The 25009-nt window shown below is 41.0% G+C and carries 13 protein-coding genes; 8 read left to right on the forward strand and 5 right to left on the reverse strand.

The features are described 5' to 3' along the window. Positions 1-18 precede the first annotated feature (18 nt). Both Bovatus_RS21520 and Bovatus_RS21525 read right to left on the reverse strand, forming a co-directional pair. Positions 19-1257, reverse strand: coding sequence for a rhamnogalacturonan acetylesterase (locus tag Bovatus_RS21520; RefSeq protein ID WP_004301553.1), 1239 nt, complete (start codon positions 1255-1257; stop codon positions 19-21). A 129-nt stretch (positions 1258-1386) separates the two neighbouring features. After that, entirely contained in the window at positions 1387-4263 is a 2877-nt protein-coding gene (locus Bovatus_RS21525; protein ID WP_004320954.1) for an exo-beta-1,4-galactosidase, read from the reverse strand. Between the two features lie 242 nt (positions 4264-4505). On the opposite strand from Bovatus_RS21525, the gene Bovatus_RS21530 reads away from it, so the two are divergent. The 5 genes from Bovatus_RS21530 (at position 4506) to Bovatus_RS21550 (ending at position 11654) form a co-directional block, all read left to right on the forward strand. Further along, entirely contained in the window at positions 4506-6863 is a 2358-nt protein-coding gene (locus Bovatus_RS21530) for a family 43 glycosylhydrolase (RefSeq protein ID WP_004301555.1), read from the forward strand. Positions 6864-6894: 31 nt separating this feature from the next. Beyond that, entirely contained in the window at positions 6895-9045 is a 2151-nt protein-coding gene (locus Bovatus_RS21535; RefSeq protein WP_004301556.1) for a beta-galactosidase, read from the forward strand. Positions 9046-9083: 38 nt separating this feature from the next. Then, positions 9084-9449 (forward strand): hypothetical protein, encoded by a 366-nt coding sequence (locus Bovatus_RS21540; RefSeq protein ID WP_004301557.1) that lies wholly within the window; start codon positions 9084-9086, stop codon positions 9447-9449. A 44-nt stretch (positions 9450-9493) separates the two neighbouring features. After that, entirely contained in the window at positions 9494-10879 is a 1386-nt protein-coding gene (locus Bovatus_RS21545; protein WP_004301558.1) for an alpha-d-galacturonidase, read from the forward strand. Between the two features lie 88 nt (positions 10880-10967). Continuing rightward, positions 10968-11654: an SGNH/GDSL hydrolase family protein gene (locus Bovatus_RS21550; protein WP_004301559.1), complete on the forward strand. Its 687-nt coding sequence runs from the start codon at positions 10968-10970 to the stop codon at positions 11652-11654. A gap of 101 nt (positions 11655-11755) precedes the next feature. Here Bovatus_RS21550 and Bovatus_RS21555 read toward each other — a convergent pair whose 3' ends face one another. The 3 genes from Bovatus_RS21555 to Bovatus_RS21565 all read right to left on the reverse strand — a co-directional run bounded on the left by Bovatus_RS21555 (position 11756) and on the right by Bovatus_RS21565 (position 18675). Continuing rightward, a complete protein-coding gene (locus Bovatus_RS21555) occupies positions 11756-13837 on the reverse strand; it encodes a RagB/SusD family nutrient uptake outer membrane protein (RefSeq protein WP_004301560.1) in 2082 nt (693 codons plus the stop codon). A 24-nt stretch (positions 13838-13861) separates the two neighbouring features. Next, positions 13862-16993 carry a SusC/RagA family TonB-linked outer membrane protein gene (locus Bovatus_RS21560; protein WP_004301561.1) on the reverse strand — a complete coding sequence of 1044 codons (3132 nt, stop codon included), beginning with the start codon at positions 16991-16993 and terminating at the stop codon, positions 13862-13864. Positions 16994-17496: 503 nt separating this feature from the next. Next, complete coding sequence (locus Bovatus_RS21565; protein WP_052588036.1) at positions 17497-18675, reverse strand: tyrosine-type recombinase/integrase; 1179 nt, start codon at positions 18673-18675, stop codon at positions 17497-17499. Positions 18676-19074: 399 nt separating this feature from the next. Here Bovatus_RS21565 and Bovatus_RS21570 point away from each other — a divergent pair, with 399 nt between their 5' ends. The 3 genes from Bovatus_RS21570 to Bovatus_RS21580 are packed head-to-tail and all read left to right on the forward strand — an operon-like array spanning position 19075 to position 24998. Next, the gene (locus tag Bovatus_RS21570) at positions 19075-20088 is read left to right on the forward strand and encodes a fimbrillin family protein (RefSeq protein WP_157452186.1); all 1014 of its coding nucleotides are present in this window, start codon (positions 19075-19077) and stop codon (positions 20086-20088) included. A gap of 54 nt (positions 20089-20142) precedes the next feature. Next, entirely contained in the window at positions 20143-21759 is a 1617-nt protein-coding gene (locus Bovatus_RS21575; protein ID WP_004308489.1) for a fimbrillin family protein, read from the forward strand. A gap of 59 nt (positions 21760-21818) precedes the next feature. Next, entirely contained in the window at positions 21819-24998 is a 3180-nt protein-coding gene (locus Bovatus_RS21580) for a SusC/RagA family TonB-linked outer membrane protein (RefSeq protein ID WP_004301566.1), read from the forward strand. The last annotated feature ends 11 nt before the right edge of the window (positions 24999-25009 follow it).

Below are 25009 nucleotides of genomic sequence, written 5' to 3' on the forward strand. Positions count from 1 at the left end.
ATACCTACTACTTATCTCTTAATTTCCGTCCGGTTTTTCAATTTCCGTGAATGGTGATTCGTTCCAGTGGAAACCATTTACATCGTCCGGCTGTGCCGGATTATAGGACGGGTCTATTTTCAGGTGTTTAGCCAGTTCCGGTACGGCTTTCTTCATTCCTTCAATCACACATTGGGCTATTTGATAGGCTCCGTATGGATTGAAGTGGGTGTTATCCTCAAAAGCTTTGGTCTGTCCCGGATAAGTGCCTGCCGGATAGTGTACGAAAGCACGTTTCGACGTTTCTGTTCCCAAAGCTTCATAAAGCGTACGGGTCATTTCGTTGAGGTCGATCAACGGAACATTTTCTTTAGCTGCCAGCCAGCGCATGGCTTCCGGATAATCTTCGTGTGTGTCACGGATATGTCCGGTTGCGTCGAAACTCCGGCGTTGGGTGGGAGTGACCAATACGGGGTATGCTCCCCGTGCACGGGCTTCATCAATAAATGTTTTCAGGCTGGTCATAAAAGAGTAATAAGCTCCTTTGCCCGGCCCTTTTTGCTTTTGGTCGTTATGCCCGAATTCCATGAAAAGATAATCTCCTTTCTTTATCTGGCTCAATGCTTTTTTCAAACGTCCTGCGGCAATAAACGTATTGGCTGATTCGCCCGATTCCGCATAATTGGCGATACAAACGTCCGTACCGAAAAAATGAGGTATCATTTGTCCCCAGCTTGCCCATGGCTCGTTGTCCTGGTCGACTACGGTACTGTTACCACATAGAAAAACGGTAATCACCGACGGATCGGCAGGCTTGATGCTGATACTCTGGCATACGGGTGCATCGCCGTTAAATTCCAGCGTCAGTTTATCGTCCCAGTTCAGTTTGGCTTTTTCGCGGGGTTTGATACGTACGGATTCTTTTTCGGAAATGCGGGGGTTGCGTTTGTTGATGATAAATGTTTCATCTACGAATTGTCCCTTTTTAGTAGCGAGGTTATCAATGAACAGTCGGCGTGATTCGCCTCTTACTGTTGTCACCCCTGCCTGTTTCTTGCTTCCCAGGCGAACGGTTACTTGATAGTTACCGTCCGGCACGCGGACAGAAAAGAAGAAGGGTGCCTTGCTGCCTTTTTCGGGAGTAGCGACGAGATCATATCCATATCCCGTCTCCTCACTGTAGCGGGGAGCATCTGCCAACTGGTATGTTTGGGCTTTCTCCTGTGCATTGACACTTGCCGTAGCTAAGAGTAGCAAGCCTATGATCGTAGTTTTCATGTAAAATGATATTTAATGTATATTGTTTATGGAATTTAGGCACGGATTACACGGATTTCACGGTTTTTAGAATTACGCTTTTATAAAGCAACAGCGTAATCCGTGTAATTCGTGCCTGATAATTCCCATTTAGTTAATTTTCGGTTTGAGCTCGTCAGGAGAATCTTTGGTATAAGATTTCACATCTCCCGCCACTTTGGTGAATAATGCTTGTATTAGCTCCGGAGCTATCTTGTCTGCCGGACGGAAAGCATCCGAATTCATATAATTCAGGATTGCTTTGTGCATCTGGCGGGCAACGATTCGTTTTTCCGGTTGGGAAGTAATGTCCATACTGGTCATCATCAATTTACCGTTCAATACCTTTGCTTCGAACAACATGCCAATTTTCCGGCTGATAAACCAGGTATCAATACTTTGAACCGTTGGTTGGAATGTTGCCGGGAAGTCGGTGAATTGCATCACCTGCGCTTTGTTCAGCAGTTCCCACCATTGCAGGTTGCTATGATACTCGGTAGGGAATTCGCGGAAAAGAGGGTGATATTCATTCAGGAAAATACCGGTTGTGTGCGGCGGACGCATCTTGAACCAGGAAGTATTCCAGAATACGGGAGTGAAGTATTGTTTGACTTCTTTGCCGTATTGTATCTTTCCGGCAGCCGTAATCAGCACATTTCCTCCGTCCTGCAACACTGCCAATGCTTTGGCGTCCAAGGTGTCGGTGGTATATACTGTTCCTTGTACCAGTTCCACTTGTGCCGGATATACCCAGAAATCCCAGTCGTTTACGGCATCACAGCCTTCGATACGTACTTCCAGATTTAGTTTCTGCTGTGTATCGATTCCTTCCAGAGTCATATCTACACTACCCAGAGAATAAAGATTTCCGATGGGAATGTGATGGGTGCCGACAGTTCCATGAGCATATACTTTTCCGAATTTATCCTTAATGGTATATACTGTTTTTGCACTTTCTAAGGGAGCAGCTCCGAAATGAGATACTTCAATGTCGGCATGGAATGTTTCATTGTTGGCATATACAAATTTAGGAATACGTGCCAAAGGTACGGTCGGACTGCAAAAGCGTCTGAACTGTTCTGCGTTGATATATCCTTTTTCTTCAAAGAACACGTCCAGTACACCGACTAATGCAGTTCCCTGGCCGGAATAATCATTGAGAGCCAGCAACTGGAATCCCGCATAGTCCGGAGTACGCAAGGTCTTTTCAATCTCATGTTTGTAGCAGAGTGCCTGCAATTTGCCCGAAGCCATCATAAAGTCGTGACTCTGGCTTCCCATGTGGTTATCGTTCAGAATATCCCGGAAGATTTCAAAGTTCTTCGCTTTGTTGACTCCGGTATATTTACGGATCTCATTGAAATTCGGGAATACGCACCATTGACCTGTTTCGTGTGATACATACGGTTGTTTCACCGTGTCGATTCTTGCACGATAATCCGATTCACTTTCCGGTTGCGCACCTGCCCAACTAAGTCCGCGTGCGCCGGCTTTCACATGATACTCATTGTGAGGTTGCCATTGCCAGCTGTTTCCAACGGAGGCTCCTGTGTATACACGACGCGGATCGGTTGCTTTCCAATAATCCACGAACTTGCTGACCCATGCCACCCAACGACCGGAAGGTTCATTGCCGCAAGCCAGCATGCAGTAAGAAGCGTAATTCCCATATTCCTTGGTCAGTGCAATGGTTTCGTCCATCAGGTATTTGTCAATCGGTTGTCCGTTACCCAGTCTCGGACCGTGGTTCGGCCAGCTCGGTCCTTCCGGTTGCAGATAGAAACCGACCAGATCGGCAGCGATGAAAGCTGCTTCCGGCGGACAGAAAGAGTGGAAGCGCATGTGATTCAGACCATAGTTACGACAAATGCGGAACACCCGTTCCCAGGAAGCTACATCCATCGGCGCATAGCCTGTCAATGGGAAGTCACAGTTTTCCACCGTACCGCGAAGCATCGTTTTGCGACCATTTACATAGAACCATTTCCCTTCTATCTTGAAATCACGCATACCGAACTGTACTTGTTGTGTGTCAGTTTGCTTGCCGTTGGTCAATTTTGCCGTCAGTTTATAAAGTGCCGGACTGAATTCATCCCACGTCAGAAACTCTTTTCCCATCGGAAGTTCCATTTCCACCGGATTATCTCCCGGACGGATGTTGAAACTTTGATGTACGGGAGCCACTTTGTGCTGAATGTCCGTGTTAAAGCTCGCAGCGGAAAGGGTGATCTCTCCCTTGGTGGAAGAAGCAGACCGTATATTCATGCGAACCAGCGCTTTCTGATTGCTTAAATCGGGATATACCTGAATATCTTCTAAATGAACTTTGGGAGTGGCTTGTAATTCGATTCGTCCGACGATACCGTTCCAGTTACCTTGTGTCTGGTCGGTGATGCTGTGAGAATCTGGACCTACGTTGATTTCTTTGATTCTATTATCGATACGGATGGTAATCAGGTACGTTTTTCCGGGGGTGGTTGCAGCAGTCAGGTCATAGACATGGGGAACACAAAGACTGTTTTGCATACCAAGCTCCTGCTGATTTACCCATACAGTAGTTTCGATGTGCGGACGTTCCAGAAAAAGAGTGATTCTTTCTCCTTTCCAGTCAGCCGGAATTGTCACTTTCTTTTGATACCAGGCCACACCTACATAATGTTTGTCGGGAGTCAGAAAGAAGGGTAGCTTTACTTGTCCCTCTATCCTGTATTTTTCCATATATGGGTTGAAGTAGTAAGAACTGTCGTAGAGGCTTCCGGTCCATTGGGTACGGACGGTCACTTCATCTCCTTTCAATTTTTCGGGCATGGAGCCGGGTAGGTTGATAGAATCGTCGAGGGATTTTTTGAACCATTGTTCCTTGACGCCGGTATCTTCCCGGTCTATCTGGAAATTCCATTTGCCGGATAAACTGAAAGAGTGATTTTGTCCCGCTACGGTCAGTATGGAGATAAATACGATAGCAATACTTACTAAAAGTCGTTTCATGATATATAGAGTTGATATGTTTTTCATTCTTTTTAAAATCTGCCGCTAAAGTAGAGCTTTTTAAGGGTTTAGTAAATAGAAAGATGTACAGATACATAGAATATTGTATCAAAATGGACATCTAAAAGCGTTCGTGTACAAAACTACATGGATTTGAAATATTGTCCATGCTCTTTATCTTTGAGGAGGGGCGGAGATGCCTTATCTTTGCAAGGTAAACTTTTTAATCTTAATAAGGAACCATGAAAAAAGTAGTAATCTGGATAGCTCTAAGTCTTTGGTCGGTGATGACAGTCTTTGCCGGTGAGACAGCTTACCTCTTTTCTTATTTTATCAATGACAGTAAAGACGGACTGCATTTAGCATATAGTTATGATGGATTGAACTGGCTGCCTTTACATGGCGGACGTTCTTATCTTACCCCTGCGGTTGGTAAAGATAAATTAATGCGTGACCCCAGCATTTGCCAGTCGCCGGACGGCACTTTTCACATGGTCTGGACTTCCAGTTGGACGGACCGGATTATCGGATATGCCTCTTCACGCGATTTGGTTCATTGGAGTGAGCAACAAGCAATCCCTGTGATGATGCACGAGCCGGATGCACATAACTGTTGGGCTCCCGAACTGTTTTATGATGAACCTTCACAAACTTATTATATCTTTTGGGCAACTACGATTCCCGGCCGTCACAAAGAAGTGGCTACCAGTGAAAGTGAGAAGGGACTGAATCATCGTATTTATTATGTAACAACGAAGGATTTTCGTACTTTCTCAAAGACGAAGATGTTCTTCAATCCAGATTTCAGTGTGATTGATGCCGCTATTGTGAAAGACCCGAAGCGGGAAGACTTGATAATGGTAGTCAAGAATGAAAATTCCAATCCGCCGGAAAAGAATTTGCGTGTGACGCGTACAAAGAAGATAGAAAAAGGATTCCCGACCAAAGTATCGGCACCTATTACAGGAAAATATTGGGCGGAAGGTCCGGCTCCTCTTTTTGTAGGTGATACGCTTTATGTCTATTTTGATAAATACCGTGACCATCGTTATGGAGCTGTTCGTTCTTTGGACTATGGTGAAACATGGGAAGATGTGTCCGATCAGGTCTTTTTTCCGAGGGGGATTCGTCATGGAACGGCGTTTGCGGTGGATGTCTCCATTGTGGAGTCACTGATTGCCGACCGGAACTATAATCCGCTTATTCCCGATAATCTGGCGGATCCGTCTGTCTCCAAATTTGGTGATACCTATTATCTTTATGGCACTACCGATCTGGATTACGGACTTGGACGTGCCGGAACTCCTGTCGTATGGAAATCGAAAGATTTTGTGAACTGGAGTTTCGAAGGTTCCCATATCAGTGGATTCGACTGGTCGAAAGGATATGACTACACGAATGATAAAGGTGAAAAGAAAAAGGGCTATTTCCGGTATTGGGCGCCTGGAAAAGTGATTGAGCAGGACGGCAAGTTTTATTTATACGTTACGTTTGTGAAACCGGATGACAAGATGGGAACTTATGTACTTGTAGCTGATCGCCCGGATGGTCCTTTCCATTTTACTGCGGGACAGGGGCTTTTGCCTCCCGGAGAAGAAGGAACAGATAGCCCGGCTGTCGTTGATGATATTGACGGAGAACCTTTTATTAATGACGATGGTTCAGGATATATCTTCTGGCGTCGCCGGAATGCGGGACGGCTTTCTGCGGACAGGCTTCATCTGGATGGTGAGCCGGTAACTCTGGCAACAGCCCGCCAGGGATATTCCGAAGGTCCGGTGATGTTTAAGCGTAAAGGTATCTATTACTATATTTATACGTTGAGTGGTCATCAGAATTATGTCAATGCTTATATGATGAGTCGCGAGTCTCCTTTGACGGGTTTTGTAAAGCCGGAGGGGAACGACATTTTTTTATTCTCTTCTCCTGAAAATCAAGTGTGGGGACCGGGACATGGCAACATGTTTTATGACGAGGGAACGGATGAATATATTTTTCTCTATCTGGAATACGGAGATGGCGGAACTACCCGTCAAGTGTATGCTAACCGGATGGAATTTAATGACGATGGAACGATAAAGACATTAATCCCCGATATGCGTGGTGTAGGTTATCTGGCTGCTTCCCAAGAGACCCGGCCGAATCTGGCATTACAGTCGCATTTTTATGCTTCCAGTGAGAAATCTCCCCGTACTTCCGTGGTCAATATCGAAACGCAACCCAATCAACCGTTGCCGGAAAAAGGTTCGGTGAAGAGCTATACCCGCACGCATACTTATCAGGCTACCCATGTAGCTGACGAATCGAATGGAACCCGTTGGATGGCGGCTGATACGGATAGCAGTCCGTTTATTACAGTCGATTTAAAGGAAATCCGTAAGGTCGGGGAGTGCCAGCTCTATTTTACCCGTCCCACTGAAGGATATACCTGGCGACTGGAGAAGTCTATCGACGGAAAACATTGGCAGATGTGTGCCGAACAAGGGAAAGTACAAGTATGCTCTCCACATATTGCTAAGGAGATAGGAGAGACACGTTATCTCCGTCTTCATATTCGTAGGGGAGATGCCGGTTTGTGGGAATGGAAAATATATGAATAACGTTTTATAACGCTAATAATCAATCGAATTTATGAAGTATATGGTAAAAAGTAAAATTCTGGCTACTTTCTGTGCCGGTCTATTAACCGTTTCTACCGGAATACAGGCAGCAGAGAGACTGGCAACCGGAACTCAACAGAAGCAAGCTCAAAAGACTGTAATTGAAACTTCTCCCTGGTTTGATGATAAAGACCTGACTTTGACGGGTGTCTATTATTATCCCGAACACTGGGATGAGAGCCAGTGGGAACGTGACTTCAAGAAAATGCATGAATTGGGATTTGAATTTACCCATTTTGCCGAGTTTGCCTGGGCGCAACTGGAACCGGAAGAGGGACGCTATGATTTTGCATGGCTGGACAGGGCTGTAGCTTTGGCAGCCAAGTATGATTTGAAAGTTATCATGTGTACTTCTACTGCCACTCCTCCTGTATGGATGAGCCGGAAATACCCCGAAATTCTATTGAAGAATGAGGATGGAACGATACTTGACCACGGTGCTCGCCAGCATGCTTCATTTGCTTCGCCTCTTTACAGGGAATTATCATACAAGATGATTGAAAAACTGGCGCAACATTATGGCAATGACTCCCGTATTATCGGATGGCAACTCGACAACGAACCTGCTGTACAGTTTGATTATAATCTGAAAGCGGAGCTTGCTTTCCGTGATTTTCTCCGTGCCAAATACAATAATGACATTCAACTTTTAAATAATGCATGGGGCACTGCTTTCTGGAGTGAGGCTTATTCGTCTTTTGATGAAATAACGCTTCCCAAGCGCGTACAGATGTTTATGAATCATCATCAAATTTTGGATTACCGCCGTTTTGCTGCATCACAAACCAATGATTTCCTGAACGAACAATGTCTGTTGATAAAGAAATATGCAAAGAACCAATGGGTGACTACGAATTATATACCGAATTATGATGAAGGTCACATCGGTGGTAGCCCCTCGCTTGATTTTCAAAGTTATACCCGTTATATGGTATATGGTGATAATGAGGGGATTGGTCGTCGGGGCTACCGGGTAGGTAATCCGTTGCGGATAGCTTGGGCAAATGACTTTTTCCGTCCGATACAGGGAACTTATGGGGTGATGGAATTACAGCCGGGACAGGTGAACTGGGGCAGTATCAATCCCCAACCTCTTCCGGGCGCAGTTCGTCTGTGGATGTGGAGTGTGTTTGCCGGTGGAAGTGATTTTATCTGCACCTATCGTTATCGCCAGCCTCTTTACGGCACGGAACAATATCATTACGGAATTGTCGGCACGGACGGAGTGACTGTTACTCCCGGCGGAAGAGAATATGAGACATTTATAAAGGAGATTCGTGAACTTCGTAAACATAGCTCTTCCCGTGAAACCAAACCTGCCGATTACCTTGCCCGTCGTACAGCTATTCTTTTCAATCATGAAAACTCCTGGAGCATTGAGCGACAGAAACAGAACCGGACATGGGATACTTTTGCACATATTGAAAAGTATTACCGTACCTTAAAATCATTCGGAGCACCTGTCGATTTTATTTCCGAAGCAAAGAACTTGTCCGATTATCCGGTTGTTATTGCACCGACTTATCAATTAGCTGATAAAGAACTGGTAGACAAATGGATCACTTATGTAAAGAACGGCGGAAACCTCATTCTGACTTGTCGTACGGCACAGAAAGACCGTTATGGTCGTCTTCCGGAAGCTCCCTTTGGTTCTATGATTACTCCGCTGACCGGAAATGAAATGAACTTTTATGATTTGCTGCTTCCCGAAAATCCCGGTACTGTTGTTATGGACGGAAAAGAGTATATTTGGAATACATGGGGAGAGATTCTGAATCCTCCGGCAGATGCTCAAGTATGGGCTACTTATAAAAACGAATTCTATGAAGGAAGTCCGGCTGTGACTTTCCGCAAACTGGGGAAAGGTACGATTACCTATGTAGGAGTGGACAGCCACAATGGAGCATTGGAAAAAGATATATTGAAAAAGCTATATGTACAGCTGAATATCCCGGTAATGGATTTGCCTTATGGCGTGACAATGGAATACCGGAATGGGTTGGGAATTGTATTAAACTATTCAGATCAGCCTTATACCTTCAACTTATCGAAGGGAGCCAAAGCATTGATCGGGACTACAGAGATTCCTACAGCGGGTGTATTTGTGTTTTCAGTGAAATAAGTGTTGAAAAGAATTATGTTACAATTAAATTATTTATTATGAGACTGTTGAACTATTGTTTTTTGATTGGAGGAATATTAATTGCTTCTTGTGTTGGTAATTCGAGTAATAAATCTCAAAATGATAAGAAAATAAATCCGGCGGATACTATTTATTTAGGAGATTTACGTGAAAAATTTGAAGGAGATTCTGTCTTTTTTGCAAAAGTGGCACCGGATCTGATATTGACAGATTATCAATATTTCTGGGCGGCAACAGAGTCAGATGCCATAGCCAATGGGTTAACAAAAGATTATTATAAGAAAGTAAAACAAGAAATTACTGCCACAAATGAAGCAATAAAGAAGGGAGTAATGAAAGGCGCTAATGTGAAACGAATTCCCGATTTTCAGAGTGTGAAATAGCTAAGAATGTTTTATCTTGGTATGTTGGATAATAGAGTAATGATATGATTAAAAGATATTTTCTAAGTTTAATAACTTGTACTTGTTTTTATTTGTTGGCCGCTTCTTTTACTTCGAAAAATGGCAACTATGAAGTGCTTAAAGTAACCGCTCCTTTTCCGATGCAACCTATTAAAGTGTTTATCTATCCTGATAAGGACTTTATAATTACAGACTTCGGTGCCGTCAATGGAGGAAGAGTAGATAATACAAAAGCAATTACTAGTGCTATTGAAGCGTGTAACCAATCCGGTGGCGGACGTGTTGTTGTTCCGGCAGGTACATGGCTGACCGGTCCCATTCATTTTAAAAGTAATGTGAATCTTTATTTGGAGGAGAATGCGGTTTTGAATTTTACGGATAATCCTTCTGATTATCTTCCGGCAGTGATGACTTCATGGGAAGGCTTGGAATGTTATAATTATTCGCCATTACTCTATGCTTTTGAATGTGAGAACGTGGCGATTACAGGTAAAGGGACTCTTCAGCCGAAGATGGATACCTGGAAAGTATGGTTCAAACGTCCTCAGCCTCATTTGGAAGCATTGAAGGAGTTGTATACAAAAGCTTCGACTAATATCCCTGTGATCGAACGTCAGATGGCAATAGGGGAGAACCATCTTCGTCCGCATTTGATTCATTTCAATCGTTGCAAGAATGTTTTATTGGATGGGTTTAAGATTCGTGAAAGTCCGTTTTGGACCATTCATCTCTATATGTGTGACGGGGGATTAGTGCGTAATCTCGATGTAAAAGCACACGGACATAATAATGACGGTATTGATTTTGAAATGAGCCGTAACTTTTTAGTGGAAGATTGCTCTTTCGATCAGGGGGATGATGCAGTAGTGATTAAAGCCGGACGTAATCAGGATGCTTGGCGGTTGAATACTCCTTGTGAAAACATCGTTATCCGTAATTGTCAGATTCTAAAAGGACATACTTTACTTGGTATCGGAAGCGAAATATCGGGAGGAATACGGAATATTTATATGCATGACTGTACTGCTCCGAATTCTGTGATGCGCCTTTTCTTTGTGAAAACCAATCATCGCAGAGGTGGATTTATAGAGAATGTTTATATGAAGAATGTAAAGGCAGGAACGGCTCAACGTGTACTCGAAATAGATACCGAAGTGTTATACCAATGGAAAGATCTGGTACCTACTTATGAAGAACGAATTACTCGTATTGATGGTATTTATATGGATAAGGTGACTTGTGAATCGGCAGATGCTATTTACGAACTGAAAGGTAACTCCAAACTTCCGGCTAAGAATGTAATGATTAGGGATGTAAAAGTAGGAGAGGTAAAGGAGTTCGTGAAGAAAGTGAATAATGTAGAGAATGTAGTGGAAAAGAATGTGACTTATGATAGGAAAGGGAAATGACCCTTTCCTGAAAGTAGTAGAAAATTTCATGCTATAATTTTAGTATAATGTAGTATCTTAGCAGCAAAATTGAAAACTTTATGCTAAGATGAAGAAATCCTTTTATTTATTACTGCTAATCACTCTATATAGCAGTATCAGCTTTGCTCAAAGCCTGAAATCTATATCTATTTTAGGCGATTCGTATTCAACATTTGAAGGATACCTGCAACCCGATACCAATAGCATTTGGTATTATGTTTCTCCGCGACAGCAAACGGATGTAACTTCCGTAAAGCAGACCTGGTGGCATAAATTCATCAAAGAGAATAACTACCGCCTTTGTGTCAACAACTCTTTTTCCGGTGCAACGATTTGTAATACCGGTTATAATCAGGCTGATTATTCGGATCGTTCTTTTATTACCCGTATGGATAAGCTGGGATGTCCGGATATCATCTTTATTTTCGGTGCAACGAATGATTGTTGGGCCGGCTCACCGCTTGGGGATTACAAGTATGAAGGGTGGACCAAGGAAGATTTATATACATTCCGTCCGGCTATGGCATATCTGCTTGACCACATGATTGATCGTTATCCTAATGTTGAAATCTACTTTCTGCTGAACTCTGGTTTAAAGGAAGAGTTTAATGAATCAGTCAGAGCTATCTGCAATCACTATAACATTGATTGTATTGAACTGCATGATATTGACAAAAAGAGCGGTCATCCTTCGATAAAGGGGATGGAGCAGATTAGTGAACAGATTAAGATGTTTATGAGGAAGACGAAGTGAAAAACAACGGAAATATAAGAAATAATATTGCCACTTGCTACTCTTTGATTAGGAATACTATTTCAAAGAGTGCCAAGTGGCAATAAGTTTAGTTGTTTATCTTAATATCCCGGATTCTGCATTGCTTTCTTTTCTTCATTGCTTAGTGCAGAACCATTTGAATTGGTGATACCGTCCAAGAAGGCTTGGGGGATCGGACGATAGTAATGTTTCTCCGATTTGAATTCGCCAAGACCTCTGCTGGCACCGTCGTTGAATTTATGCCAGCGGGCGTCTAACGTCTTGGTACGTGCCAGATCTTCCCAGCGTTGCAATTCGCCACAAAGCTCACGGGTACGTTCATTTAATAGGAAGCACATCATTTTGTCAGCATTGGATGTACATCCCAGTTCGTTGTAGATAGGAGTGTCGACTGTAGAGTTATAAACGTCTGCCACACTATTTAATTTCATCGTAGTTTTGGTAGAAGCAGTAGTCTCCTGTTCGATATTGTTTGACTCATAATAGGTGTTTTCTTCCCAGTAAATAGCACCTTCGGAGGAGTGACCGCCTCCTTTCCCGGAACAATAAGGATTATTCTTATAAGCTTGTCCACCATCTACGTTCTTACTACGGTCTTCACCAGTTTTATAACCGGCACGTTCACGTAGTTTGTTCATCCATTCGACAGCTTTGTCATAATTGGCTTCACCTTTACGAATATATGCTTCGGCAACCATTAGTACATCATCTGCCGAACGGGCGATGATAGCATCGCGAGTACCGAATTGAGATGCGATGGAAACACGATAACCATCACGGAATTTAGATAAAGCTACTGAACGCTTGTGAGGTATGATATCGTAATAATTACCTGTTTTCTCATTTATATTCCAGCTGTGTTCCTGTCCTTTGAAATAGCGTACATATGTATACGTGTTACACATTTTTCCATCTTTCAAAACAGTATATGCCGGAGCGTTGGGATATTTCTCATAGCGATTGTCTCCCGGGTCATTCACGATGTATTTCATACCGAGTTCACCTCCACTGAAACGTTTGTCACCTTCTTTTACACCTGCCGGAGCGTATGGCATATCTTCTGCTGTCCAGGTGGGAGCACTTTTGGTTTCGTTGGCTCCATAACAGGTGATGAATGATTTCCAGAAACGAGAGTCATTGACACGGTCAAATACCTGCATGGTATACTCTGTAGCACTTACGTATGAGAATTCACGTCCTCCGGAGATGTCACGTTTACATCCACCTATATCATTACCTTGGTATACGGCCGGATAATAAAGATGCATCTGGTTTCCATAACGTCCCCATGTTGATTCATCATTAGAGAATTGAGCTGCTAGAATCACTTCACTTACTTTTTCATTGGCTCCGTTCGGCTGTTCATAGTCCCAAAGTTCTACATAATCATTACACAACGGATGTGCGTCTACAACTTCCGAACCATATTGAATAACAGCATCGAGGTCGGATGCTATATAATTACTATTCCAATCGCTGTACAATTCGGAGGCACGGAATAAATGTGCTTTTGCAAGGAAATGGGCAGCAGCATATTTGTTAATTCGTCCGATTGATTCACCTTTATCCGGAAGTAGTCTGTAGGCTTCTCCAAAATCAGATATAACCTGTGTGTATATTTCTTCAGCAGAATTCCGTGTAAAATATGTTTCCGCGCTTGTAGACGGAACTAATTTCAACGGCACACCACCAAATTGCTTCACTAATTCGAAATAAGCATAGGCTCTTAGAAAGTGTGCTTCTCCCAAGCGTGTGTTGTATGTAGGTGAACTTTGGTTATAATATTGAGGTATGTTTTGGATCAATATGTTTGCGGGTTCAACCAGTCCGTAGTAATTGTCCCAGATAGGTTGGTTAGCGGCATTTTCAGATGAATTTAAATCTTGACTATAGTGATTCCATGCTGGAATAACATTATTAGCATCAGTAAATTCATCTACTCCCATGTTGTAGCACTGAATCCCCCATATATAGTTGAATTTGAATTTCAGTTTCTGATAGGCTCCAGTCACTAATTCATCAAGACCTTCTTGTGTCTTAAAGCGGTCGGTACTATATTGAGTTGTTAAATTCTCATCAAGGAAAGATTCACTGCACGAAGTGATCGAGCTTCCTGTTATGCTGGCTATTAAAGCAGCAAATAATATTCTATTTAATTTCATAATGTCTTTACTTTAATTTGTTTATTAGAATCCGATGTTGACACCTATTACAAAACTCTTCAAAGTGGTAGGTGAACCAAATGTTTTGGTATTATTGTCATAATTTACCAAGTCTGTATCCAAAAAGTCACATGCTTTATAGATATTGAATGGGTTCATGGCTTGAACATATAGCTTCAAATTATTGATACCCAAGTTCTTTAATTGTTGTGGGGTAAAGTTATAACCCAATGAGATATTACGAACTTTGATGTATGAGCCATCCTGATAGTTCATTGCGCTGTTAAAGGCATCGGCTCCTTCACCGTTGGAACCGGGTGAATAGTATTTTGCATTCTCATTTGTACCGGCTACCCAATAGTCTATTTTACGCTGCATATAGCGACCGTCAAGAGTAACAGCTCCCTGTGGAACAGTAAATCCCCAACGTGATAAAATAAAGAAGGATAGCTCAAAATTCTTATAGCTGAAAGTGTTACTCCATCCACCTGTCCAGCGTGGACGTGTGTGACCTACAATTTTTTTATCGTCATTGGCATCTATTGTATCATCATTATTTAAATCTTTCACTTTGATTTGTCCCGGTTTACGTCCGTATTTGGCAGCTTCTTCGGCTTCTTCTGTTTTCCAGATGCCATCATATACCCAGTCGTAATAAACACCGATTTCCTCACCGACAAACCATTTATTGTTCACATCTTCTGTTCTACCATTAGACAATTCGTCGATTCTGTTTCTATCCATTGACCATGTTAAAGTAGTGCTCCACGAAAAATCTTTTGTTTGTATAGGTATTGCATTTACTTGTAGGTCAATACCATATCCGGATGTTTTACCTACATTGGCATAAGTAGAAACATAACCCGTTAGTGAAGGAATTGACATTTCTAGTAACAAATCATCAGTTTTCGTTTTGTATGCATCGATACTACCAGTAAGTCGGTTATTAAAGAAACCATAGTCAACACCGACATTGTATTGTGTAGTTCTTTCCCAGCCTAGAGTTGGATTAGCCATTTTGGCGGGTTCCTTCTGTGAAGGATCTGAAGGTACATAGCCCAAGGATGACTCATTCTGTCCCCAGTTATAGTATAAGCCTGTGATAGCGCCTTTAGTTGCATATGCTTTGATTGCCGCATTACCTGTAACACCCATACCTATACGAAGTTTCAACTGATTCAGCCAACTGATGTCTTTCAGGAAATCTTCCTGATCCATTCTCCATGCGATAGCAGCAGAAGGGAAACTTGCCCATTTGTGCCCTTCGGCTAATTGAGAGGCGCCGTCCCAACGCATAGATGCTGTCAATAAGTACTTATCTTTATAACCATAGTTTAGACGAATCATATAAGATGCCATTTGAGTCTCGGTCAGACCTGTGCCAAAAGAGTTTAGTGTACCGGCAGATCCTATATTATACCAGAGCTCATCTGATGAGGCTACATTAGTAGCTCTCATATCTCCCATCTCGTAATGGTAGGCAGAAGCGGATTGCATCAATGTCATGCCTAAATTATGTTGACCCAGGGCTTTGTTATAATAGATCAGGTTATCCAATGTCCATGCACGTTTTTGTTCGTTCTTGTATTGTGCGCCATTGTTACCATCTCCATTAATACCATCTGCTGCATTAGCGACTCCTAAAGTGTAGAATTGGAATTCAGGACCAAACTGAAGACGATAAGATAAGCCTTCCAGTGGTTTCCAGATTTTACCGAAATCAATTTGCGAATACAAACTGGCAGAAGCACGGAAAGTGCGGCGTTGGTTGGTGTTGTAGTCTAATTCACGAATAGGGTTGATGATATTTACATCCCCACTCGGATAACGGACATATTCACCGTTTTCGTCATAAGGTACTGTCCACGGAATCATACTTCTTAATGCGCTATAGAAATCACCCGAACCGGTTACAGACTTGGAGAAACTATATCCATAGTCTTGAGTGGAATAAGATGCATTAATTGAAGATCCCATTTTGAACCAATTGACAGGAGTCACATCAAATGAGGTTTTTAACGTATAACGTTCATATGCTTGCCCTGGTTGTGTACCTTTCTGATCCAAATAACCGAATGAGGCATAGCCTTGGAATTTGTCAGACCCTCCGGATGCACTTAAGGTATGTTCGTGAGTGATCCCCGTCTGTTTACCGTGCGAAGCCCAGTCATATGATCCTACTAAAGATGGATCGTAGACTCCATTTACCCATGCTTTTTCGATGTTTTTCCATGAAGCAGTTACGCTACCAAATGCAGCTTTATCGGCTTCATAAGTTGGAGTGGCAGAAGCATAAGAACCTGCATTGTATTTGGCTAAGCGGGCATAATCCAACCATTCGGCGGCAGACATCATTTCTGTAACATCGTGTAGCGTTTCAAAAGTGACAGTACCGGAATAGTTTAGGGTCACTTTACCTTCTTTTCCTTTTTTGGTAGTTACAAGAATCACACCGTTGGCACCACGTGAGCCATAAATAGCTGTGGCTGAAGCATCTTTTAAAATGTCAATAGCTTCAATGTCGGAAGGATTGATATTTTCAATGCCTCCATTTTGAATTACCATACCGTCTACCACATACAGTGGACCCTGTTCCGCATTAATAGAGCGTTGTCCACGAATATTAATGTTGCCCACCTCTCCGGGACGCTGACTGGATGTAATATCTACACCGGCTGTTTTACCTTGCATCCCTTCTAGTGCATTTCTTACAGGCATTGCTTTCAGTTCTTTTTCACCTATGCGAGCCATAGCACCGGTTACGTCACTTTTTTTCTGTACTCCATAGCCTACAACTACTACTTCGTCTAAGGTCTCGGTATCTTCTTGAAGAGTAATTTTAAAGTTGGTATTTCCTGCTACGGATACTTCTTGTTTTTTATATCCTATATAAGTGATAGTGATTGTACCTTTGGTTGGTACATTGGAAAGAGAAAACTTGCCATTTAAATCAGTAATTGTACCATTAGTAGTACCATTAACCAACACACTGGCACCAATAACCGGTTCTCCGGTAAAATCTGTAACTGTGCCCGAAATTGTCTTATTCTGGGCATAAGATTCTACTATTAAAAAGGAGAACAAAGTGAGAAGAAATAGCCGTCGGATAGTATCCTTATAGGCATACAGGTGATTACCTTTTTGGTTGCTTTTCATACTTTAATTATTAAGTTATAAATATTGGTTTATAGATCCTTTATTGTTGATTTATCTTTTTATCCTCTAATGAAGACTCTTTGTTTCTTTTTATATGGATATTCCTGTAACGTAGTACTTTATAGAGGTTTAGTAGTATAATATATTGTATGATATTAATATATTTACATAGCGTATTTATTATAGAGTTAAACAAAAGTTAGATTCTCTTTTTAAACATAACTACCTGCGCATCAAACGACTACATACAGCTAGCAATCAATTGAGGATAAGATTTGAACAATTAGTACCATTAATATCTTTTTTACCTATTATGAGTTATCCGGTATGCGAATCTTTCTTCGTTCCACTATAGTTATCTTTGCGTTTGACTATAGTTATCCGCAAGGGTAACTATAGTGTACTTTGCGGATAACTATAGTGGAACGAAAAAAGGATAGCGATCGGAATGGAATCGATTAGCAAAAGAAGGAACTAAAAATAGCAGTGAAAAACTATCTATACTATAGCAATTGGTCAAGTACGGCACGGAACACCTTATCGGCATGTTCTTGCATAATCTTAATATAATTAAAGATAGGACGGTTATTTTTCATACTGTGTCCGATACAGTATTCTATTTTTTCAATTTGAATGCCTAAATCATATCCGTGTTGTGCAAATGTCTTTCGGGCGGAATAGTAAGTAACCTTTTTCTTTACCCCCGAAAGTTCTGTTACCTTATTTATATGTCGGAAGACTAAACTATATATTTGTTTATAAGATGAATATTTACCAAACTGCAAATGCCCATTTCTCGACATATATTTATCTATGAGCACTTTTGCTTCAGGCTGCAAAGTAAATACAATTTCATTTTCTCCCTTCTTGCTATTACGTGTTTTGTGACGCACATAACGCATATCGTTCTTATTTTTAAAATCATATACTAATAAATCTCTCAGGTTGATACCGCCTAAATAATAGGTAAGCATAAAAATATCTCTCACCATGGATAAAGAAGGCTTTAAAAGCCGGACATCAAGTATTCTCTTCAGTTCATCTATTGACAAATCAAGTTCCCGCACATTACTTGCCGGCATCTTAAAGAGGACAAAAGGATGAATGGAGTAAGATACATAATTCATCTTACCGGCATAATTTAATATCACCTTTATCAAAGTCAGATATATTCTGATAGTTGTATCTGCCAGATTCTCCTCGTGAAGAACTTTGGCAAATTCTTGGATATGTATAGGTGTCAATTGAATTAAAGGAAAATCCCCTTTCATATATTTGACTAATCTTTCGGAAGCTATCTTATAAAGTTTATAAGATTTCTCCCGCTCTTCTCCTTTCATGAAATTCATGTATTCTTTTGCAACAGCTTGAAAGGTTATACCTTTTTTCTTTTGTTCATAAGTAATTATACGTATAAGCTCGGTACATGAAATTGCTGGTAAATAGCTGATCGATGTAATAATTTCTTCATACTCATTGATTAGTTTCCGAAGACAAGCATTCATATTCGCTGCATTCTCATGCCTTACTACTCGACCATTTTTTAGTTGACTGGCAGAATCCAAAGTAAATTGGGTAGATATATATCTGGTTTGAGAATGATGTGCTACGGCTATCCTTATTCGATGTCTGCCATTTGATAATTTTTTAGTTGGAACAACTACAATTGAAAAATTCGCCATATCATTTTTAGGTTTATAAATTACTATTTTCCATACAATAAAATAGAAACAAAAAGGTTCATAGTCCTTAGGAACTAATCGAAAATCGCTCCCACAGCATGGAATATCGTGCAAAAGACGGTATTTTCCATGCATTTGTACGATTCTGCATTGCTATATCTTGATTAAGTCGTTATGTTTGCAACACTTTTTCACAGGTAGAGTGTGAAAAGTTATGTTTAAAAAGAGAATCTAACTTTTGTTTAACTTAACAGATATAACTAATGAATATGGAAAACAACAAAAAAAAGGCTTCATTTATTTCAATTGCTGGTTGGAAAAGAATGCAGCCATTGTCTTTTTTACTTTACGACGATTTTACTAATCAACAAAAATATGTTTAACTTTAAAAAACATGGTATGAAAAAAAACTATGTCACAACTGCTGTTGCCTTACTACTTTTAGCAGGATGTAGCAACGATATTAAAGAAACTGATATTCAGTTTACCGGTGATACGGGAGCGAAAGTTTCTTTTAGTGCAGTAATAAACAATCATGAGGCTAGCAATCTTGTTACAAGAGCTACGGAAACAAACTGGGAGGCAGAAGACTCGGTAGGAATCACTTGTGGTACGGAACAAGTGAATATTCATTACAAATACAAGGGCAATGGTCTTTTTGCAGCAAAAGGAGGAAATGCAGAAGAAATTTGGGTATTAGGTTCCGGAGAGTATGATGTAGTGGCATACGCTCCATTTTCTGGTACATCAGGTGAAGAACAACCTGCATTAGAAGTGACTACAGCTAGTGAAAATCAAGCTACAGCAGAAGAACGTGCGAAGATAGATTTTCTTTTTGCCAAAGGGAAGGCTACATCACAAACCCCGAACGTGACATTAGCATTCAATCATGTGATGAGTCGTATTAGATTGGAGTTTCAAGCTGGCGAAGGTGTGGACTTGGCAGATATAACTTGTTATCTTATTGGGCTTAAGAATAATGGTACATTTAATCCTAAAACAGGGGAGACAACAGTCAGTGAAGACCCTGTTACGGATAAAGATGATATTTATTGGGATAAAATAGGAGAGCAGGATAATTATACAGTACAAGCTATTTTACTGCCACAGAAGGTGCAAGGCAAAGTAACTATCCAAGCTAGAATGAACGGTTATCTTTATGAAGCCGAGTTTGCTAACTTGACAGAATTGAAATCAGGATTTTCTTATAATTACATCATCAAGACAAATAAATACGAGGACAATAATTATGTGTTGACAATTACAGAACAAACGCAAATAATAGGATGGGAGGATGAAAACCACGATCCTATAACATCCGACCCGAGTATAGCTGAAACTGGAACAGAGATAACTAATCCTAGTTGGAATATTACAGAAGAAACCGTAACTCCACAGCCTGTTGTGAAGTGATCTGTTTACCAATCTAATATAGATAAAAATGCTAAAAATATAAACATGAGATTTATGAAAATATATAATTATATATCAATGCTTTTTCTGGCTGGCGCAGCCATAGTTGCGTCTTGCTCGCAAAATGAAGAACTCACCGGAGAAACACCGGATTCTTTGCAGGGATTTCAGATTAGTGTGTCTGATGAAGGATTTATGGACGAAAGTGGTAAGACACGTGCTACAGAGAATGGATATACTACCCGATTTTCTAACGGAGATGCTATCGGTATATTTGCGGTAAGAGGAGAAACGGTGGTAGAGGATATCAAGAATCGGAAATTCACACTGACAGATGGCTATTGGGAATTGACTGATGGAGGGGATCCTATTGAATACAAAGGTTCACAATTTCAGCGGATGACTTTTTATGCATACTATCCGTATAATGCGAATGTGACTTTTGATCCGACGAAGGTGGATCCTTTTGAAACATACGTCAACAATTGGAAAATAGGCAGTGAACAAAATGAAGGAAATTATACACAATATGATTTGATGACGAGTACGGGTAGTGTTCAGGGGGATCGTTTGAAAGGACAGATCGCTTTTACTATGCAACATCGGATGGCTCTTGCGGTAGTGAAGATGCCTAATTTGACCTATAGCTTTACAAATGGCGGTATAGATGATTATTTGTTACCATTAACAGCCGGTTCGTTTACAGTGAACAATACTCAAGCAACTCCTTATTATCAGGAAAGTACGGATACATACCGTTTCTTGGTTAATCCGAAGAAGGAATTCTCAATTAAGGGTACTTATTCTGGAGTAAGTGAGATGGAATATGAAGCTAAAGGTACGCTGGAAGGAGGAACGGCGAAAATGTATACCATCGAAGATAAAAGTAAAATCAACCATACTTTGCAGGTAGGAGACTATTTTTGTGCAGATGGAAAAATAGTTTCAGTAGATGCGGAAACGGTGCCGGAGAATGTGATTGGTATTGTATGTTATGTAGGAAATTCACAACCCAGTGTAACACATACTGAACTCTATTCAGCAGAAGTTGATGCTTTGCGTCGCGATTTCCCTGCATGTACGCACGGTATAGTGCTATCTATTAAGAATTCTGTGGTAAAAGATAGTGAACAAAATGATGTTGCTTTGAAAATGTTCCATTCAAGTAAGTCCGGTTATTATTCAGACTGGTTTACTTCAGATGAGAATTGGGCAAACAAGTTTGTAGGTTGTAACACAGAGAAGGATGTTAACAAGAATGATGCTTCATTGGTTTTCCCAGCACTAATGGGATACAATAATACACAGTTACTTACTATGTGTTACGAAGGTATGGGTAGTCCTTCTACTTGCGACCATGCTTATGCGTATATCAAGGCTTATCGTGAAGCGGAAGCTATTCCGGCAAATGTGACTCCTTGGTATTTGCCCTCTATAATGTGTTGGGATACAGTCGCTAAGAATTTGAGTGTTATTAACCGTTGTCTCAAGAATGTAAATGGTGATGAGATGACCTCTGTCGAGTCAGGAACTAACAGTGGACACTATTGGAGTAGCACACAGCGTTCTCCAGCCAACCAATGGACACACGGTATGGCTGGTGGAAGATATCACATAATTTGTGAACGTGATTCGCGTGCCGGTTATTTCCGTATGATGCTTGCATTCTAAAATAATGACGGTATATAAAGTCCGTTAAAATTATACTTATATCATGAACATATACATATATGAATAAGAAAAACTTTATAAAGGGGACAACCTTACCTGTCGCTCTGTTTTTCACTATAGCAACTTTTGCACCTGCATGGGGATTGCAAACAGCTTCGGCAGCCATCGAAGTTGTACAGCAGCAAAGTACTATAAAAGGAACAGTAGTAGATAGCCAAGGCGAACCGATAATTGGAGCAAGTGTACTTGCGGAAGGAACATCTAATGGTACAATTACCGATATTGACGGTGTATTTAGAATAAATGTACGTCCCGGTGCGAAATTGAAAGTATCTTTTATAGGTTATACCGATAAAAAAGTAGTAGCGAAAAATGACATGAAAGTCATTCTGGTAGAGGATGTGACAGCACTTGAAGAGGTGGAAATCGTAGCTTATGGTACGCAGAAGAAAGTGACCATGACAGGAGCTATCGCTAGTGTGAAGGGAGAAGAATTGACCCGTGTATCTGTAGGTTCGGTTTCCAATGTATTAGGAGGGCAGATGACAGGTTTGACTACCGTACAATATTCCGGTGAGCCGGGAGCGGATGCCGCTGAAATTTTTATTCGTGGTAAAGCTACTTGGGAAAATTCTTCACCGTTAATTCAGGTAGACGGTGTGGATCGTGAAAGTATGAGTGATATCGACCCGAATGAAATTGAATCCATTTCTATCTTGAAAGATGCTTCGGCAACAGCCGTATTTGGTATTCGTGGAGCAAATGGGGTCATTTTGATTACAACTAAACGAGGAAAGGAAGGAAAGGCGAAAATTTCGTTTACTACTTCTGCTTCTGTATTGATGCCTACAAAAATGGTAGAACAGGCAAGTTCCTATGACTATGCCCGTTTTCATAATCAAATGATGTCCGGTGATGGCAAATCTGCCTTATTTAGTGATGGCGTGATTCAAAAATTTGCAGATGGTTCCGATCCTATTCGTTTCCCAAATATACAATGGGCTGACTATATTATGAAAAGCTCTACGCTTCAGAGCCAGCATAATCTGAACATCTCGGGAGGAACAGATAAAGTACGTTATTTCATCTCTGCAGGTGCTTATACGCAAGGAGGACTTTTTAGTGAGTTTGATCTTCCTTATAATTTAAGCTATCAGTACCGTCGGTTTAACTATCGTACAAACTTGGATATGGATGTCACTAAAACGACTACTTTGTCATTCAATATTAGTGGTAATGTGAATAATTCAGATCAACCGCGTACGAGTCAGGGATCTTCCGGATTGATTAAAAATATGTATTATGCTACTCCTTTCTCCAGTCCGGGAATCATAGATGGAAAATTGGTAAATTCGAGCGATGAGACTTATTCAGACGGACTGAAATTACCATTTACAGGAGGTACAGGTATGGGATATTATGGAAATGGGTTCAGCCAGACCAGCAACAATTCGCTGAATGTGGATGTGATTCTGGATCAAAAAATGGACTTCTTGACTAAAGGACTTTCTTTTAAAGTGAAGGGATCTTATAACAGCTCGTTTACAGTTAATAAAGTCGGTTCTGGTGGGTCTATTGCTACATACACTCCTGTATTGATGGATGACGGTAGTATTGCTTATCGTAAGTTTGGAGAGAATACAGATGTGAAGTATTCGTATACTACAGGCAAAGCACGTAATTGGTATATGGAAGCCAGCTTTAATTATAATCGTACTTTTGGTGATCATACGGTGACAGCCTTAGTTTTGTATAATCAACAGAAAGAGTATTATCCGAAATTATATTCGGACATTCCTCATGGATATGTCGGATTAGTCGGACGTGTCACTTATGATTGGAAGAGCCGCTATATGGCAGAGTTTAATGTGGGTTATAACGGTTCGGAAAACTTTGCGTCCGATTTGCGCTTTTCTTATTTCCCGGCTGGTTCTATAGGTTGGGTGATGAGTGAAGAGAAGTTTTTCCGTCCTTTGAAGTCGGTGGTTAGCTTCTTGAAATTACGTGCCAGTGTCGGTTTGGTAGGTAACGATAATATTGGAGGATCGCGGTTTATGTATATGGCTGATCCATATAATGTCGGTTTAGGTGACTTGGCAAATCGTGTAACGGCAAGTGGAGGAGCAACTAACGCCTGGGGATATGGATTCGGAACAGATAATGGTACTGTTAGTCTGGGTGCGCGTGAGGTAGCTAAGAATAACCCTGCTGTGACATGGGAAAAAGCTCTGAAACGGAACTATGGTGTTGATATTAACTTCCTTGATGACCGTCTGAAAACAACCTTTGAATATTATAAAGAACGTCGTAATGACATCCTTTTGCGTGACGGTACAGCTCCGGGAATGTTAGGGTTCATTACTCCCTATTCAAATTTAGGAAGTGTAGACAGTTGGGGCTGGGAACTTTCTTTAAAATGGAACGATAAGATTGGCGATAATTTCCGTTATTGGGCGGGTATTAACCTTTCTTATAATCAGAATGAGATTCTTGAAAAGAAGGAAGCACCGCAGAATAATTTATATCAATATCAGAAGGGACACCGTATCGGTTCGCGTAGTCAATATGTTTTCTGGCGCTTCTATGATGAGGATACACCTGCGCTATATGAGCAGACATTTAATCGTCCGTTCCCCACTCACGAGAGTATTCTTCAAAATGGAGATGCAGTATATGTTGACTTGAATGGTGACCGTAAGATTGATGCAAATGATGCAAGTTATGACTATGGCTTTACAGACGATCCTGAATATATGCTAGGTATTAATTTAGGATTCAGTTGGAAGAATCTGGAAATAAGTACTCAATGGACAGGGGCCTGGAATGTAAGCCGTATGATTTCGGATGTATTTCGTCAGCCGTTCTATTCATCTTCCAATAGCGAGCAGGGAGGATTGTTGGCATACCATCTGGATCATACATGGACACCGGAAAATCCGTCACAATCTTCGGAGTATCCGAGAGCTACCATTGATAATGCAAAGAATAATTATGCTACCTCCACTTTATATGAGAAAGATGCCAAATACTTGCGTTTGAAAACTCTTCAGGTGGCATACAATTTTCACTTCCCATTAATGAAGAAACTTGGACTGAATACATGTCAGTTGGCTTTTGCAGGATATAATTTGTGGACGATTACACCTTATTTGTGGGGTGATCCGGAGGCAAGAGCTACTAATGCACCTTCTTATCCATTGTCCAAGACTTATACGTTGAGCTTGAAATTAGGATTCTAAAATAGATAAAG

This window comes from Bacteroides ovatus, from assembly GCF_001314995.1.
Classification (GTDB): Bacteria; Bacteroidota; Bacteroidia; order Bacteroidales; family Bacteroidaceae; genus Bacteroides; species Bacteroides ovatus.